The organism is Pseudomonas sp. NKUCC02_KPG, assembly GCF_019345465.1.
Classification (GTDB): Bacteria; Pseudomonadota; Gammaproteobacteria; order Pseudomonadales; family Pseudomonadaceae; genus Aquipseudomonas.
In genome coordinates this window covers 301834-317195 of record NZ_JAHKRC010000006.1, presented here as the reverse complement: position 1 = coordinate 317195, position 15362 = coordinate 301834, and the positions used below count along the sequence as shown (strand labels likewise).

The following is a 15362-nucleotide window of genomic DNA, read 5'->3' as shown; positions in this document are numbered from 1 at the left end:
TTGCCCTGCGGCGCAGCTACGGCCAAGGGTTTTCCTCGGGGGCGCTCCTTTAAAGTGTGCCCATGTCGCCGGGCGCGAACACCCCATCGACCGGGGCGATACCGTTGATCAAAGGCGCGCCGAAATCGGCCTGGCTGATTTCGAAGCGATCACCCGGCTGTGTGCGAATGCCGTCGGCGAACGACAAGGTCGCCGTGCCGAAAAAGTGGATATGCACATCACCTGGACGCAGGAACTGGCTGTACTTGAAGTGATGATATTCAAGGTTTTCCAGGCTGTGGCACATGTTGGCTTCACCACTCAGAAACTCGTTTTCCCATAGCACCTCGCCATCGCGCAGGATTCGGCTGCGGCCCGACAAATGCTGGGGCAATGCACCGACCCGCAGTTCCGGCCCAAAGGAGCAGCTGCGCAATTTGGAATGAGCCAGGTACAGGTAGTTTTTGCGTTCCATCACGTGATCGGAGAATTCATTACCTACCGCGAACCCCAGTCGATAGGGTTTGGCGTCGTGGCCGATGACATACAGGCCGCCGATTTCCGGCTCCTCGCCCGCGTCTTCGGCAAACGGTGGCAATGGGAAGGCAGCTCCCGGCCGTACGACGATGCTGCCATCGCCCTTGTAGAACCATTCCGGTTGCACGCCCGCCTGACCGGCGGCGGGCTTTCCGCCTTCCACTCCCCATTTGAAAATGCGCATGGTGTCGGTCAAGGCCGCTTCGTCACCGGCCTGCTGATGCATTTTATCTCGCGCAGATGCGCTGCCCAGGTGGGTCAGGCCCGTACCGCTGATCAGCATATGGGCCGGGTCCGGATGATCCAGAGGGGGGAGGATGCGCAACTCGGCCAACAACGCCGGGTAGTCATGGGCAATGCCCAGGCCTCGCTGGTCGACCTGCTGTGCCAGGCTCACACCCGCTTCGATGGCCGCGAGGGCCAAATCACGCACGCTGTTGGCCCCCAGCACTTCACGTACCAGGTCACCGTCTACCAGGCCGACGCGGCGCTCGCCGGTGTTGAGTTCAAATTGTACTAAACGCATAACGGAAGTCCCTTGATTAAAGATGAGTCGCCGCGCGGGCACTGGCGGCAAATTCGCTCGGCTGGAGCACGTGTTTGCGTTCGAGGGTGCGATACACCACGAACGTCAGGAATAGCCCGAACAGCATCACCCCTGACAGGAAGTACAAGCCCGAGGCCAGGTTGCCGGTGTATTCCTTGAGCCCGCCGATCACAAACGGTCCGATGTAGCCACCCAGGTTGCCCACCGAGTTGATCAGGGCAATGCCGGCGGCGGCACTGGCACCGGCGAAGAAGCGTCCCGGCAATGTCCAGAAGATGGCGGTACAGGAAAACAACGAGAACGCCACCAGGCTCAAGGCCGCCAGTTGCAGCATCGGGACCGTCAGCCAGGCGCTGAAGAACAGTCCGATGGCGCCCAGCACATAGAGCACTGCCAGGTGGCCATAGCGATCATTGAGGCGGTCGGAACTGCGAGGAATGATGAGCAAGCCGATAATGCCGAAGACATAGGGCACCGAAGACACGAACCCGGTGCTCAAGTCACTGCCGCCAAACTGTTTAATCAACGTTGGCAGCCAAAGCCCCAGCCCGTAAATGCTCAGGGTGACGGGCAGATAGAACAGCGCAAGCAGCAACACGCGCTTGTCTTTCAACGCGTGCAACGGGTTGCCATGACGGGTCTGGCCGTAGGCCTGCAAGTCCTTTTCCAGCTCGCCTTGCAGCCAGTCCTTTTCACCCTGATCCATCCACTTGACCTGTTGCGGGCCGTCCGGCAAGTAACGCAGTACGGGCCAGGTCAACAGAATGGCGGGCATGCCGATCACAATGAACAGCCATTGCCAACCCTGCAGACCCAGGATGCCATCCATGCCCAGCAAGCCGCCGGACACGGGCCCGGTGATCATCATGGCGATAGGTTGCGACAGGATAAACAGCCCCAGGATCTTGCCGCGATGGCGGACCGGGAACCATTGGGTGATGTAGTACAGCACGCCAGGAAAGAATCCCGCTTCGGCGACCCCCAGCAGGAAACGCATGACATAGAAGCTGTGCGGTCCCTGCACAAAGGCCATGCCAATGGTAATGGCGCCCCAGGTGAGCATGATCCGGGCAAACCAGCGCCGAGCGCCGAAACGCTCGAGCATCAGGTTGCTGGGGATTTCCATCAGGAAATAGCCGATGAAAAACAGGCCCGCGCCCAAGCCATAGGCTGCATCGCCAATGCCGATATCAGCGCCCATGTGCAGCTTGGCAAAGCCCACCGCCGAGCGATCGACGTAAGCAATCAGGTACAGCAGGATCAGAAACGGAATGAGTTTAAGCGTAATGCGGCGAATAAGCCGGAGTTCCTGGCTCATGAGACGGTCTCCCATTGTTTTTGTTATGGAACCTCTGGAGTGGCCTCAAGCGGGTTTTCGCCAGGATCAGCTCTCAGTGAAAACGACTATATAGTATTACTATTTAGCCAACAACTCTTCCACATTGGCTTTTTTAAGGCTAATTTAGCGGCACGAAAAAAAATTAGTCATACAATAAGAGACCGCCAACATGTCCGACAAATATCCTCCCTTGCGTTCCGCCCAATGGTTTGGCAGCGCTGATAAAAACGGCTTCATGTACCGCAGCTGGATGAAGAACCAGGGCATTGCCGATCATCAGTTCCAGGGCAAGCCGATCATCGGTATCTGCAATACCTGGTCGGAACTGACACCTTGCAATGCTCACTTTCGGACCATCGCCGAGCACGTCAAACGTGGTGTCATCGAGGCGGGCGGCTTCCCGGTCGAGTTCCCGGTGTTTTCCAACGGCGAATCCAATCTGCGACCTACCGCCATGTTGACGCGCAATCTGGCGAGCATGGATGTGGAAGAAGCCATTCGCGGTAATCCGATCGATGGGGTGGTGCTGTTGACCGGTTGCGACAAAACGACCCCGGCGCTGTTGATGGGCGCGGCCAGCTGCGATGTCCCGGCCATTGTGGTCACCGGTGGCCCGATGCTGAACGGCAAGCACAAGGGCAAGGATATCGGCGCCGGCACCATCGTCTGGCAGATGCACGAGTCCTATAAAGCCGGCACCATCAGCCTCGACGAATTCCTCTCGGCCGAGGCCGGCATGTCGCGCTCGGCGGGCACCTGCAACACCATGGGCACGGCCTCGACCATGGCCTGCATGGCAGAAGCGCTGGGGACCTCGCTGCCCCATAACGCAGCCATCCCGGCGGTGGATTCACGCCGCTACGTACTGGCCCATATGTCGGGCATGCGCGCCGTCGAGATGGTCCGCGAGGATTTGCGCCTGTCCAAGGTTTTGACCCGGGAAGCCTTTGAAAATGCGATCAGGGTCAATGCCGCCATTGGCGGTTCGACCAACGCCGTGATTCACCTCAAGGCCATCGCCGGGCGGATTGGCGTGGACCTGGAACTGGATGACTGGACCCGCATAGGCCAGGGCACTCCGACCCTGGTGGACTTGCAGCCGTCGGGCCGCTTCCTGATGGAAGAGTTCTACTATGCCGGAGGCCTGCCGGCCGTGCTGCGGCGCCTGGGTGAGAACGGCCTGATCCCGAATCCGCAAGCGTTGACCGTCAACGGCAAGAGTCTGTGGGAGAACGTTAAAAACTCACCGATCTATGGCGACGACGAAGTTATCCGGGCAATCGATAACCCGCTGGTCGCCGACGGCGGTATCTGCGTATTGCGCGGCAACCTGGCGCCTCTGGGCGCGGTACTCAAGCCATCCGCTGCGACACCGGCCCTGATGAAGCATCGCGGACAGGCCGTGGTATTCGAGAACTTCGACATGTACAAGGCCCGCATCAATGACCCTGAACTGGCGGTCACTGCCGACTCGATTCTGGTGATGAAGAACTGTGGGCCAAAGGGTTATCCGGGCATGGCCGAAGTGGGCAACATGGGCCTGCCCGCCAAGCTGCTGGCTCAGGGCGTAACCGATATGGTGCGCATTTCCGATGCCCGCATGAGCGGAACGGCTTACGGCACGGTGGTGCTGCACGTGGCTCCGGAAGCCGCAGCCGGCGGACCACTGGCGGCCGTGCAGGAAGGTGACTGGATTGAACTGGATTGCGCCAGTGGACGCCTGCACCTGGATATCTCCGATGCCGAACTGACCGCTCGCCTGGCTGATATCGAGCCGCCAAAAAACCTGTTGATTGGCGGCTATCGCCAGTTATACATCGACCATGTCATGCAGGCCGACCAAGGCTGCGATTTCGATTTCCTGGTGGGCTGCCGAGGATCGGAAGTACCCCGTCATTCCCACTAAGTGGCGACACCGGCAAAGCGAACCCGCCATGGCAATCAGAGCGGGCGCGAATCAACCCGCGCCTGCTATGATCCGCGCTTTGAATCGAAAGGATCGCCCCGCGCCCCATGGATTATCGTCAGCCCTCCGACCGCAAAAGCATGCATACGCGCATCGTTCAGGAACTCGGCCTGCAGATTGTCTCCGGGCGCTTCAAATCCGACGACAAACTGCCTGCCGAAGCATTGCTCTGCTCAGAATATGCGGTCAGCCGTCCGGTCTTGCGCGAAGCCACCCGGGTCCTGGTTGCCAAAGGCCTGGTGTACTCCAGGCCGCGCGTGGGTACCGTGGTCAAACCGCGCCGCGAGTGGCACATGCTCGATCCGGATGTGTTGCACTGGTTGCTGCAGGCCTCGCCCCAAAATGAATTTTTTGGCTTGCTGACCACCGTGCGCAGCATTATCGAGCCCGCCGTGGCAGCGCTCGCAGCCCAGCATGCAACTGCAGAAGATGTGGCATCGATTCAAGAAGCCTACCAACGCATGGAAAGTGCCTCCAGCCCTGAAGAGCTACTGCAACCCGACCTGGACTTTCACAGCCGGATTGCCGACGCAACTCACAACGATTTGCTGGCCAACTTGTGCAACATGCTGTCATTGGCCTTGCGCGAAGCCATGAAGCACTCCAACCGTCGACCCAACCTGCACGAACTTGCCCTGCCACGGCACAAGGCAATTTTGACCGCGATCGAAAGCCGCGACGCTTTGGGCGCGCGCCAGGCCACGCTGGTACAGCTCGAAGACGCGCGCATGGCGCTGGATGTGGTGTTGAGCCAAGGGTAGGGCGGTTGATACTGGCAAGCCCGATTTGACCTGTTGCGGCGCCCAACCAAGGGCCAGGCGCCATGTGACTCAGCCAGTATGGTGGCTCTTGGCAAGGTTATAGACGGATGCGTCGATACCTTCGAAGCGCGCTTTTAACTGCAGGGCCAGATACAGCGAATAATGCCGTGACTGATGCAGGTTGCCACCATGAAACCAGAGGTTTTGCTGCTGTGTCGGCTTCCACATGTTGCGCAGTTCACCCTCGTAAGGGCCCGGATCATTCGTGGTGCCGGAACCCAAGCCCCAGCAGCGGCCGACCTTGTCAGCGACTTCCTGGGAAATCAGCTTCGCCGCCCAACCGTTCATTGAGCCATAGCCCGTGGCATAAACGATCAGATCTGCCGGTAGCCGGGTGCCATCGTTGAGGATGACGGCGTCTGCTTCGATACGCTCGACACCCAGGCCGGGTGCGCTCTTGAGCTTGATCGTGCTATTGGCGATCAACTCGCAGGCGCCGACGTCGATGTAGTAACCAGAACCACGGCGAACATACTTCATGAAAAGGCCAGACTCGTCGTCACCGAAATCGAGCATGAAACCGACTTTGGCCAAGCGCTCGTAGAAGTCTTTGTCACGTTCCTTGATCGCATCGAAGATGGGTTTATGAAAGCCCGGCATGACCTTGTAGGGGATCGAAGCGAACAGCAGATCAGCCTTGTCCGTGGTCAAACCCGTTTCCAGGGCGTCTTCGGAGTAGAGCCCGCCGAAGACGAGATCCATCAGACTGTCGGAACGCACGATGTGGGTGCTGGAGCGTTGCACCATGGTCACCTGTGCACCGTTCTCCACCAGGTCGGCGCAGATATCGTGTGCCGAGTTGTTGGCCCCTATGACCACCGCGTGCTTGCCGCGCCAGGCGTCTGCGCCGGGGTGTCGGCTGGAATGATGCTGCTGGCCACGGAACGTTTCGGCACCCGGGTATTGCGGGACATTGGGCACGCCAGACATGCCGGTGGCAAGGATCAACTGGGCAGGCTGTAAAGTCATGCGCTCGCCGTCGCGCAGCACTTGAACCGTCCAGGTACCGCTTTGCTCGTCAAAGCTTGCGCTCTCGCATTCTGTGCGCGGCCAATAATTGAGTTCCATGACTTTGGTGTACATTTCCAGCCAGTCGCCAATCTGGTCTTTGGGGGTGAAGACGGGCCAGTGGTCGGGGAAGGGCAGGTAAGGCATGTGGTCGTACCAGACAGGGTCGTGCAGGCACAGCGACTTGTAGCGACTGCGCCACTGATCACCCGGGCGCTCGGCTTTGTCGACGATCAAAGTAGGCACACCCATGCGCTTGAGCCGCGCTGCGAGTCCCAACCCGCCCTGACCGCCGCCCACGATCAGGCAGTAAGGTTGGGTGGTGATGCCTAACGAGGCCTCTTCATCACGACGGCGTTCCAGCCAGTTGCGTTTGTCAGGATGGTCGTGGTCATGATTGGCCCCCTTTGGACGGCGGCGCCCGCTCGGTTCTTCAAAACCCTTGAGCTCGCGCATGGTGGTCAGCAGCGTCCAGCACAGGCCCTCTTTCAGACGAACATAGCCTTTGCCCCGTCCCGCATCGGTTTCCAGGCTGATCCAGCCTTCGAGTACTCCGTTACTGAGCGTCGCCTCACCTTCCAGTTTCAATTGTTGAGGACGCGTCTGCTCCAGGCGTGTTTCGAGCATGTCGCGGATGGCCGGCTTGCCTTCCAGGGTCACCAGGTTCCAGCTGAACAGTAGCAGGTCACGCCAGTGACACTCTTCGCCAAACAGCTCCAGAGCGCCGTCCACATCACGCCGGGCGAGCCGTTCACCGAGGTTTTCGACCCAGGCCGCGAGCTGAGCAGTCGGCGTGTGCAGCGGTTTTTCAACAGCAATGTTCATTGGGCTTCTCCGATCTTGTTGTTTTTGTACAACCTGCTCCAGAGCAAGGCTCGGGCCACCTTCGCAAAAGCCCCATTGCAGAGCTCTTGCTGCGGTATTGCTGAAGTGTTGATTCGCAGATCTGTCACGAATTCGTGAAGGGTGGATGACAGAGTGTCACTCGGTGCATAAAGCGCTCATTGCGTTCTTTTCATATAAGCTGCGAACAGACCCGTGCTCCAACCGTAAGGGAGAACAAGAATAATGAAGCCGGCCTTGATCAACGACCATGCACAACTAGTGCTTCAAGCCGTGCAGGGTACTCACACCCACCAAGCCCCTGTTAATGACCTGGCCATCACCCGATCCTGGCGTCGGTGCCTGGATCAGTATCAGCTCGATCCCGCCAGTCGCCGGGCCCCTCATGTGGTTGAACATCCGCGCTTGCAGGATCATCGCGCCCCCCTGGAACACATCATCGCTGTAGCGCACTGGCAGATGAACCACTTGCACCAACAGCTCGGACGCGATGGCCACGTGGTGCTGCTCACCGATGCTCGCGGTGTGGCAATCGACAGTGTGTGCAACGAGTCCGAACGAGCCGATTTCCAGCGCTCCGGGCTGTGGCTCGGCTCGGTCTGGAGTGAAGATTGCGAAGGCACCAACGGTGTGGGCACCTGCCTGGTCGAGCAACAACAGGTCACCATCCGTCGTGATGAGCATTTTCGTAGCAAGCACGTTGGTCTGAGCTGTTCGGCGAGCCCTATATTTGATGCCAATGGAGAGTTGCTGGCCGTGCTCAACCTCTCTTCTATTCGGGATAATCACAGCCAGCAGCACTACTTCAGAGCCATGGCGTTGACCCAACTGTCAGCCAATCTGATCGAGAGCTGTTTTTTCCTGGGGCATGACCCTCAACGCTATTTGCTGCGCTTCCATCCCGAGGCGGGCTTCGTCGGGCTGCTGGGTGAAGGCCTGCTCAGTTTCGATGAAAGTGCGACTATCTGTTCAGTCAATCATTGCGCGCTGGATCTTCTGGGCCTGAGCCGGGACCAGGTGGTCGGGCAATCTCTGGCGATGTTGCTGCAAACACCTGTCGATCAGGTGATCAGTCAGGCCAGTTCACAACCGAGTGTTTGTTGGCCTTTGCGACTGATGGACGGGCGCCTGGTTTACGTACAGTTGCGAGAACCTGTTCGCCCTGCGCCTTCAGTCACACCTGCCCCCCAAACAATCAATGACGTGCATGTATGCCTCGAAGACCCGCGCCTGCAGCGCGGCATTGCTCGCGCGCTGCGTGTTATAGAGCATGATGTGCCGGTTTTTTTACAGGGTGAAACCGGAACTGGCAAAGAGGCTTTTGCTGCGGCGCTGCATCGAGCCAGCTCCAGAAGGAACCAGCCGTTTGTGGCGATCAACTGCGCGGCCATCCCCGAGACGCTGATCGAGAGCGAGCTGTTTGGCTATCGCGGCGGCAGCTTCACCGGGGCACGCAAGGACGGGATGATCGGCAAGCTGGAGCAGGCCCATGGCGGCATTCTTTTTCTCGATGAAATCGCCGATATGCCACTGGCGTTACAGACTCGCCTGCTGCGGGTGCTTGAAGAGCGTCAGGTGGTGCCGCTCGGTGGTGCGACGGCACGTGCGCTCGATGTCCGCCTTGTCAGTGCCAGCCACCAGGATCTGCAAGCCTGTGTGGCGCAAGGGCGCTTTCGCGAAGATCTTTTCTACCGGGTTGCCGGGTTTACCGTGCAACTTCCGCCGCTGCGCGAGCGTTCAGACAAGGGCAGTTTGCTCGACCTTCTGCTGCGTGAAGAGGCAAAAGGCGCAAGGGTTCGCCTGGAAGCAGGTGTCAGAGAGCGTTTACTGACTCAGCCTTGGCCGGGCAACGTGCGGCAACTGCGTACGTGTCTGCGCACACTGGTCGCGTTGTCGTCTGAGGGGCGCATTACTCTGGACGACCTGGAGGAGTTACTGCCAACAACGCCCGCCACGGCCGCGCCGGGCGAAAACCCGCTGGAAGTCTGCGAACGGCAAACGCTGCTGGCGTTGATCGAGGCAGAACATTGGCACATCGCCCATGTTGCCGCCCGCCTGGGGATTAGCCGCAATACGCTCTATCGCAAACTGCGCCAGCACGGTATTTCACGACCCGGTTGAGTGCAGAGCGGGATCGTCGAGTGTCCTCGCCCCGACAGTATTTGACCGGGGTTTCCAAGGCGGGAACGGACCGTCCTGGTTCAAACCTGCGACTTCACAAAGCTTCACATTTGCACGGCGGGAAAGCGGGGGGATTTCGGTTAGCATCGCGGCGCAGCCTTGGGGCGCAAGCGTGGTAACGACAACGGCTTCAAATGGCTGACAAGCGTTTGAAAGCCGGGATCCCGGTAAAAAAGGTCACTTTATTGTGTCTAATGGCAATTCAAACCGTTGGTTAGTCCTCATGTCGGTCATTCTGGCTTTCATGCCGATTGTCCTGGATTACACCATTCTTCATGTCGCAGTTCCGTCACTGACCCTTGCGTTGCAAGCAACGGGTACCGAGATTCTGTGGATCATCGACATCTACCCGTTGTTGATGGCCAGCCTGCTGATTCCCATGGGTACGCTGGCGGACAGGGTCGGCCATCGCCGAATGCTGCTGGCTGGACTGGGTATCTTCTGCGCCGGTTCCGTATTGGCCGCCTTTTCTCCGAACGTTGGATCGTTGATCGGGGCCCGGGCGTTCATGGCATTCGGTGGCGCCATGGTCATGCCCAGCGTCCTCGCGATTATTCGACAAACGTTTGAAGATCAGAGCGATCAAGCAGTGGCGTTGGGTATCTGGGGCGCGGTTGCCTCCACCGGAGCCGCCATCGGGCCCTTGGTGGGTGGCGCACTGCTTGAGCATTTCTGGTGGGGATCGGTCTTCCTGATCAATGTGCCCGTGATGCTGCTGGTCATCCCCTTAGTGATCGCCTACATACCGCGACGAAGTGTGGTCGGTGATGGAAACTGGACCATCGGACAGTCTGTGATTCTGATCCTAGGTGTCATGGCAAGTGTTTACGCCCTCAAGTCGGGCTTCAAAACCAACAGCTCTCTATTCGTTACCGGTGCCTGTTTTGTATTCGGAGCGCTGATGCTTGTCTGGTTTGTACGCAAGCAACTTAATACCTCGACCCCGATGCTTGATCTGAGCCTTTTTTCCATTCCGGCGGTCAGCACGGGTATCGTCATGGCTCTCGTCACCATGGGTGCGCTTGCCGGGTTCGAATTGCTGCTGGCTCAAGAGCTGCAGTTCGTCATGGAGCGTACCCCCCTGGAGGCCGGTATTTTCATGATGCCGCTCATGATTGCGGCTGCAATCGGTGGGCCTCTTGCAGGCGTCATCCTTCGGGCGATTGGCCTGAGGTGGGTTGCGAGTTGCTCGTTGCTGGTGTCTGCGGCCAGTCTTGTCGGGTTGGCCCAAATACACCTGGGCAGCGGCGGGGTGGCCATTATTGTGATGCTGGTGGCTCTGGGGCTTTCCCTCAGCATTGGTTTAACCGCCTCGTCAGTGGCGATCATGAACAGCATTCCAATGGAGAAAGCGGGCTCTGCGGGAGCCCTTGAAGCCACGAGTTACGACCTTGGCACCGGACTGGGCATTACCGTTTTCGGTATTCTTCTGGTATCCACTTATGAAAAATCCATACAGCTGCCTGAGGGCATTCCATCTGCCATTGCCGAGACAGCCGTGCGGTCTATTGGTGAAACGATGATTGCGGCCAAAGCACTTGGAGGCATTCAAGGTCAGCAGCTTGCTGCAGCGGGGCAAAAGGCTTTCAGCGCCTCTCACAGTGTGGTTTTGCTGACGGCGGCTGCACTCGTCGGCGCATTGAGCCTGTTGGTCTGGGTTGTGTTGAAGCACCACAAAAGCAAATAGGGTCATTCCCGTGCAGGCAGTTGAAAAACTCGCCCGCACGTGAACAAAAGCTGCCCTGTTTACGCTTACTCCAGCACCTCTGCTATGGTGTAAAAGCCTTTAGTCGCTCATTTGGGCGATTTCCGTAAGCACGCTTTACGGCACCGTGATCACGGTCAGGTTCGCGAGTTAACGGGAAACGAATCAATGGACACTCCGCCTGTAGACCGTCCGCCCACCGAGCCCCTGTCCCGAGCAGAGAAGCTTGTCGAGTTTCGCCGGCAGAAAACCCTGCTCAAAACCGGCGCCCTTCAAGACGCAATCTTCAACAGTGCCTACTTTTCCAGTATCGCTACCGATGAAAAAGGCGTCATCCAGATCTTCAATGTCGGCGCCGAACGCATGCTCGGTTATCAGTCCGAAGACGTGGTCAACCGGATCACTCCGGCAGATATCTCCGACCCTGCGGAATTGATTGCCCGCGCAGCCGCCTTGAGCCTTGAGCTCAATACACCGATCACTCCTGGCTTCGAAGCGCTGGTATTCAAGGCCTCACGCGGGATTGAGGACATTTATGAGCTGACCTATATCCGCAAGGATGGCAGCCGCCTCTCGGCAATGGTGTCGGTCACCTCATTGCGCGACAGCGCAGAAACCATCATCGGTTACTTGCTGATCGGCACCGACAACACGGCGCGCAAACAAGAAGAAGCGACCCAGGCCTTGCTGGATCAGCGTTTACGCGACCAGCAGTTTTATACGCGCTCGTTGATCGAGTCGAACATCGACGCCCTGATGATGACGGATCCGCAGGGCATCATTTCCGACGTCAATAAACAGATGATGGCGCTCACGGGGCGTACCCGGGACGAGTTGATTGGTGCGCCGTGCAAAAACTTTTTCACCGATCCGGCCCGCGCCGACGCTGCCATCAAGCGGGTGCTCAGTGAAAACAAGGTCAGCGACTATGAACTGACGGTACGCGCTTATAACGGTACTGAAACCGTTGTGTCCTATAACGCGGCGACCTTTCACGACCGCGACCGCAAGTTGCAAGGCGTGTTCGCTGCTGCCCGTGATGTGACAGAGCGCAAGCGCTTCGAGCGAACCCTGGAAGAGAAGAACATCGAGCTCGAACACGCCAGCCACATGAAGTCCGAGTTTCTCGCCACCATGTCCCATGAACTGCGCACGCCGCTGAACGCTGTCATCGGTTTTTCGGAGGCGCTCAAGGACGGCATGGTCGGTGACATGAGCGAGACCCAGCGCGAGTACATCACCGACATTTTCAACAGCGGCCAACACTTGCTGTCGCTGATCAATGACATCCTCGACCTGTCCAAAGTCGAAGCCGGGATGATGGCGCTGGAGCTGGAGCCCGTCGAACTGCAGAGCTTGCTGAGCAACAGTTTATTGATCGTGCGCGAGAAAGCCGCACTGCAACGCATCCAGTTGAAACTCGCTACCGATGCCGAGCTCGGCAGCTTTGAGCTCGACCTGCGCAAGACCAAGCAGATCGTCTACAACCTGCTGGCCAATGCCGTGAAATTCAGCGCGCCAGGGGGCGTAGGGACGTTGGCGGTACGCCAGGTTACCCGTGAACACGTGGGGAAACTGGCGGGTGATTGGCCCGTGCATGGCTTCGAGGTTCAGGACAGCGAGTACGATGTGTTCCTGGAGTTGAGCGTGAGTGACACCGGCATCGGTATCGCCAAGGGCAATATGGACAAGTTGTTCAAGGCCTTTAGTCAAATCGACAGCAGTCTGGCGCGTAAATTCGAGGGCACCGGCCTGGGCCTGGCCATGGTCAAACAGTTGACCGAGCTGCATGGCGGCAGTGTCGCGGTGACCAGCAGGGAAGGGGCCGGAGCACGATTCGTGGTCTGGCTGCCGATCCGTCGTTTAACCCCTGTGGAGGCGCCATGGCCGAGATCCTGATCGTCGAAGACAATGCCGCCAACATGCGGCTGGCCCGGTTGCTGCTGACCAGTGCCGGCCACAGCGTGATTTGTGCGGCAGATGCGGAAACCGGGCTGAAGCTGGCGCGAGAGCTGCAGCCTGCGCTGATTCTGATGGACATCCAGTTACCGGGAATGGATGGCCTCAAAGCCACCTCGTTGCTCAAGAGCGATGCACTGACCGCGGCCATCCCGGTGATCGCGCTCACTGCCATGGCCATGAAGGAAGACGAAGAAAAAACACGGCTGGCGGGGTGTAATGCCTACATCATCAAACCTCTGCGCTACAAGGAACTTTACCGGGTTATCGACGCGTTGCTGCAAGGCAATCGGCCTCAGCAGCCCTCTCATTGAGCACTTCCTATGCCCAACCCTGCCGCTACCTTATTGATTGTCGATGATGAACCCCATGTCCGAAAACTGCTGAAGATCCTGCTGGAGAATCAGGGGTATCAAACCCTGGCCGCCAGTTCGGGAGAAGAGGCCCTTGTCATGGTCGAGGAACAGCCACCCGACTTGATCCTGCTCGACATCATGATGCCGGGCATGGACGGTTTCGACGTTGCCCGCCAGCTCAAGACGAACAAGGCCACGTCGAATATCCCGATCATCATGCTGTCCGCCCTTGGTGAGCACAGTGCGCGTATTTGCGGCCTGGAAGCAGGCGCCGAAGACTTCCTCAGCAAACCCGTGGAAAGTGCAGAGTTGTGGTTGCGGGTGCGCAACCTTTTGAGGCTCAAGGCGTTCGGCGATTATTTGAAAAGCCACAGCCTGATGCTGGAAGAGCAATTGCAACAACGCACCATCGACCTTGAGCGCTTTCGCTCGGCGATGGATGCTTCGGGCGATGCCATATTTCTGATCAATCGCAGCACCATGTGCTTGATCGAGTTCAACCGACGGGCCTGCCAGGTACTGGGCTTTACCGCGCAAGAGCTGCTGGGTAAAACACCCGCCGACCTCAGCGATGACTCCATCGAACACCTGGAAATGTTGTATGACCAGATCATCGCGGGCAAGGGCCCAAGCGAAGCCACGGAAACACAAATCCGCTGCAAGGACGGCAGTTTCCTCCCGGTAGAAGTCCACCGCCAGGCATACAAGACAGGCGATGACTGGATCATCGTCGGCATTGCCCATGACATCACTGAGCGCAAGGCCGCCGATCAACGCATGTTGAAAATGGCCCATTACGACACGTTGACCGGGCTGCCCAATCGCAAACTGTTTTTTACCACCCTGCAAATGGGGCTGACCCAAGCGTCGCTCAGCCATTGGCAGCTGGCAGTGGTGACGGTTGATCTGGATGACTTCAGTCGCGTCAACGAAACCTGGGGCCACCAACTGGGTGATCGCGTGTTGGCGCAGGTGGGGCAGCGACTGACCAACTGCCTTAATGTGAGCGACACAGTGGGGCGCATGGACGGTGACGAGTTTGCGCTGATCCTGATGATTCGCGAGGGTCAGGCAGATCCCCTGCAAACCGTGGAGCGCATGCGCGAAACCCTGCGCGAGCCTTTTCAGTTGGGTGATCAGTCCACGGCGATGACCGCCAGCATTGGCATTGCACTGTACCCGGGCGACGGGAACGACGCGCATGGGTTGATCCGGCACGCGAATACCGCCATGCACCGTGCGAAGAAGCTCGGCAGGGATAATTATCGTTACTACACGGCGCAAATGAATGAGGAAGCCTCAACGCGCCAAGCGATTGAAACCGCCCTGCGTGATGCGGTGAGACAGCAGACATTTGAGCTGTTTTATCAACCCAAGATCAGTGTGGTCGACGGCAGCGTCTGTGGTCTCGAGGCCCTGTTGCGCTGGCAACAACCGGGGCAGGGCAATATCTCGCCAGCGGTATTCGTGCCGATACTGGAAAACCTGGGGCTGATTTCCCAGGTCGGCAATTGGGTGATCACCCGTGTGTGCAAGCAAATCGCCGATTGGCAACGGGCAGGTGAGGAGGGCATTCAGGTGGCGGTCAACGTCTCCTGCCAGCAGATCATAGACAGCGATTTCATTGCGAGCATTCAGCAGGCGCTGATCGACCATCAGATAGATCCCCACTGGCTTGAGATCGAACTGACGGAAAGCTCGCTCATGGAGAACACTTCGCACACCATCGCCAGCTTGCAGACTTTGCAACAATTGGGAGTCAAAGTTTCCATAGACGATTTCGGTACGGGATATTCAAGCCTCGCGTACCTGCGACGATTCCCGATCGACAAACTGAAGATCGACATCGCCTTCATCCGCGAAGTGACCACCAACCCCCAAGACGCAGCCATTGCCCGGACCATTATCGAGTTGGCCCATAGCCTCAACCTGCAAGTGATTGCCGAAGGTGTGGAGACCCCTGAGCAACTGGATTTTCTGAAGAAAAACGGCTGCGATCAGGTGCAAGGCTATCTTTTCAGCAAGCCACTGCCGGTTCTTGAGCTAGAAGCTTACTTGCGCGCGCGCGGGTGTTTTACTTAGATCACTGCAGGCAGTGCAATCCAAAAATGCGCCTCCCAG

Annotated in this window: 10 protein-coding genes; 7 read left to right on the top strand and 3 right to left on the bottom strand. The window is 58.3% G+C overall.

Annotated features, from left to right (window positions below):
- Positions 1–49: 49 nt before the first annotated feature.
- Complete coding sequence (gene araD1, locus KO536_RS10940) at positions 50–1042, bottom strand: AraD1 family protein (protein WP_219261927.1); 993 nt, start codon at positions 1040–1042, stop codon at positions 50–52.
- Positions 1043–1058: 16 nt separating this feature from the next.
- On the bottom strand, positions 1059–2381 hold the full coding sequence (locus tag KO536_RS10935; RefSeq protein ID WP_219261926.1) for an MFS transporter: 1323 nt from the start codon (positions 2379–2381) through the stop codon (positions 1059–1061).
- Between the two features lie 190 nt (positions 2382–2571).
- On the opposite strand from KO536_RS10935, the gene KO536_RS10930 reads away from it, so the two are divergent.
- Entirely contained in the window at positions 2572–4308 is a 1737-nt protein-coding gene (locus KO536_RS10930) for an IlvD/Edd family dehydratase (RefSeq protein ID WP_219261925.1), read from the top strand.
- A gap of 107 nt (positions 4309–4415) precedes the next feature.
- Positions 4416–5129, top strand: coding sequence for a FadR/GntR family transcriptional regulator (locus tag KO536_RS10925; protein ID WP_219261924.1), 714 nt, complete (start codon positions 4416–4418; stop codon positions 5127–5129).
- A gap of 69 nt (positions 5130–5198) precedes the next feature.
- Here KO536_RS10925 and KO536_RS10920 read toward each other — a convergent pair whose 3' ends face one another.
- Complete coding sequence (locus tag KO536_RS10920) at positions 5199–7022, bottom strand: NAD(P)/FAD-dependent oxidoreductase (protein ID WP_219261923.1); 1824 nt, start codon at positions 7020–7022, stop codon at positions 5199–5201.
- A 243-nt stretch (positions 7023–7265) separates the two neighbouring features.
- On the opposite strand from KO536_RS10920, the gene KO536_RS10915 reads away from it, so the two are divergent.
- The 5 genes from KO536_RS10915 (at position 7266) to KO536_RS10895 (ending at position 15323) form a co-directional block, all read left to right on the top strand.
- Positions 7266–9161: a sigma-54-dependent Fis family transcriptional regulator gene (locus KO536_RS10915; RefSeq protein ID WP_219261922.1), complete on the top strand. Its 1896-nt coding sequence runs from the start codon at positions 7266–7268 to the stop codon at positions 9159–9161.
- A gap of 283 nt (positions 9162–9444) precedes the next feature.
- Positions 9445–10908 (top strand): MFS transporter, encoded by a 1464-nt coding sequence (locus KO536_RS10910; RefSeq protein WP_219261921.1) that lies wholly within the window; start codon positions 9445–9447, stop codon positions 10906–10908.
- A gap of 186 nt (positions 10909–11094) precedes the next feature.
- Positions 11095–12825 (top strand): PAS domain-containing sensor histidine kinase, encoded by a 1731-nt coding sequence (locus KO536_RS10905; RefSeq protein WP_219261920.1) that lies wholly within the window; start codon positions 11095–11097, stop codon positions 12823–12825.
- The gene (locus KO536_RS10900) at positions 12810–13199 is read left to right on the top strand and encodes a response regulator (protein WP_133079469.1); all 390 of its coding nucleotides are present in this window, start codon (positions 12810–12812) and stop codon (positions 13197–13199) included. The genes KO536_RS10905 and KO536_RS10900 overlap by 16 nt, the downstream gene beginning before the upstream one ends.
- 9 nt (positions 13200–13208) lie before the next feature.
- Positions 13209–15323: an EAL domain-containing protein gene (locus KO536_RS10895; protein WP_219261919.1), complete on the top strand. Its 2115-nt coding sequence runs from the start codon at positions 13209–13211 to the stop codon at positions 15321–15323.
- The last annotated feature ends 39 nt before the right edge of the window (positions 15324–15362 follow it).

Coding starts and splice junctions, on each gene's coding strand:
- KO536_RS10930 (WP_219261925.1), top strand. CDS start 2,572: ATGTCCGACAAATATCCTCCCTTGCGTTCCGCCCAATGGTTTGGCAGC.
- KO536_RS10900 (WP_133079469.1), top strand. CDS start 12,810: ATGGCCGAGATCCTGATCGTCGAAGACAATGCCGCCAACATGCGGCTG.
- KO536_RS10910 (WP_219261921.1), top strand. CDS start 9,445: ATGTCGGTCATTCTGGCTTTCATGCCGATTGTCCTGGATTACACCATT.
- araD1 (WP_219261927.1), bottom strand. CDS start 1,042: ATGCGTTTAGTACAATTTGAACTCAACACCGGCGAGCGCCGCGTCGGC.
- KO536_RS10920 (WP_219261923.1), bottom strand. CDS start 7,022: ATGAACATTGCTGTTGAAAAACCGCTGCACACGCCGACTGCTCAGCTC.
- KO536_RS10935 (WP_219261926.1), bottom strand. CDS start 2,381: ATGAGCCAGGAACTCCGGCTTATTCGCCGCATTACGCTTAAACTCATT.
- KO536_RS10925 (WP_219261924.1), top strand. CDS start 4,416: ATGGATTATCGTCAGCCCTCCGACCGCAAAAGCATGCATACGCGCATC.
- KO536_RS10905 (WP_219261920.1), top strand. CDS start 11,095: ATGGACACTCCGCCTGTAGACCGTCCGCCCACCGAGCCCCTGTCCCGA.
- KO536_RS10895 (WP_219261919.1), top strand. CDS start 13,209: ATGCCCAACCCTGCCGCTACCTTATTGATTGTCGATGATGAACCCCAT.
- KO536_RS10915 (WP_219261922.1), top strand. CDS start 7,266: ATGAAGCCGGCCTTGATCAACGACCATGCACAACTAGTGCTTCAAGCC.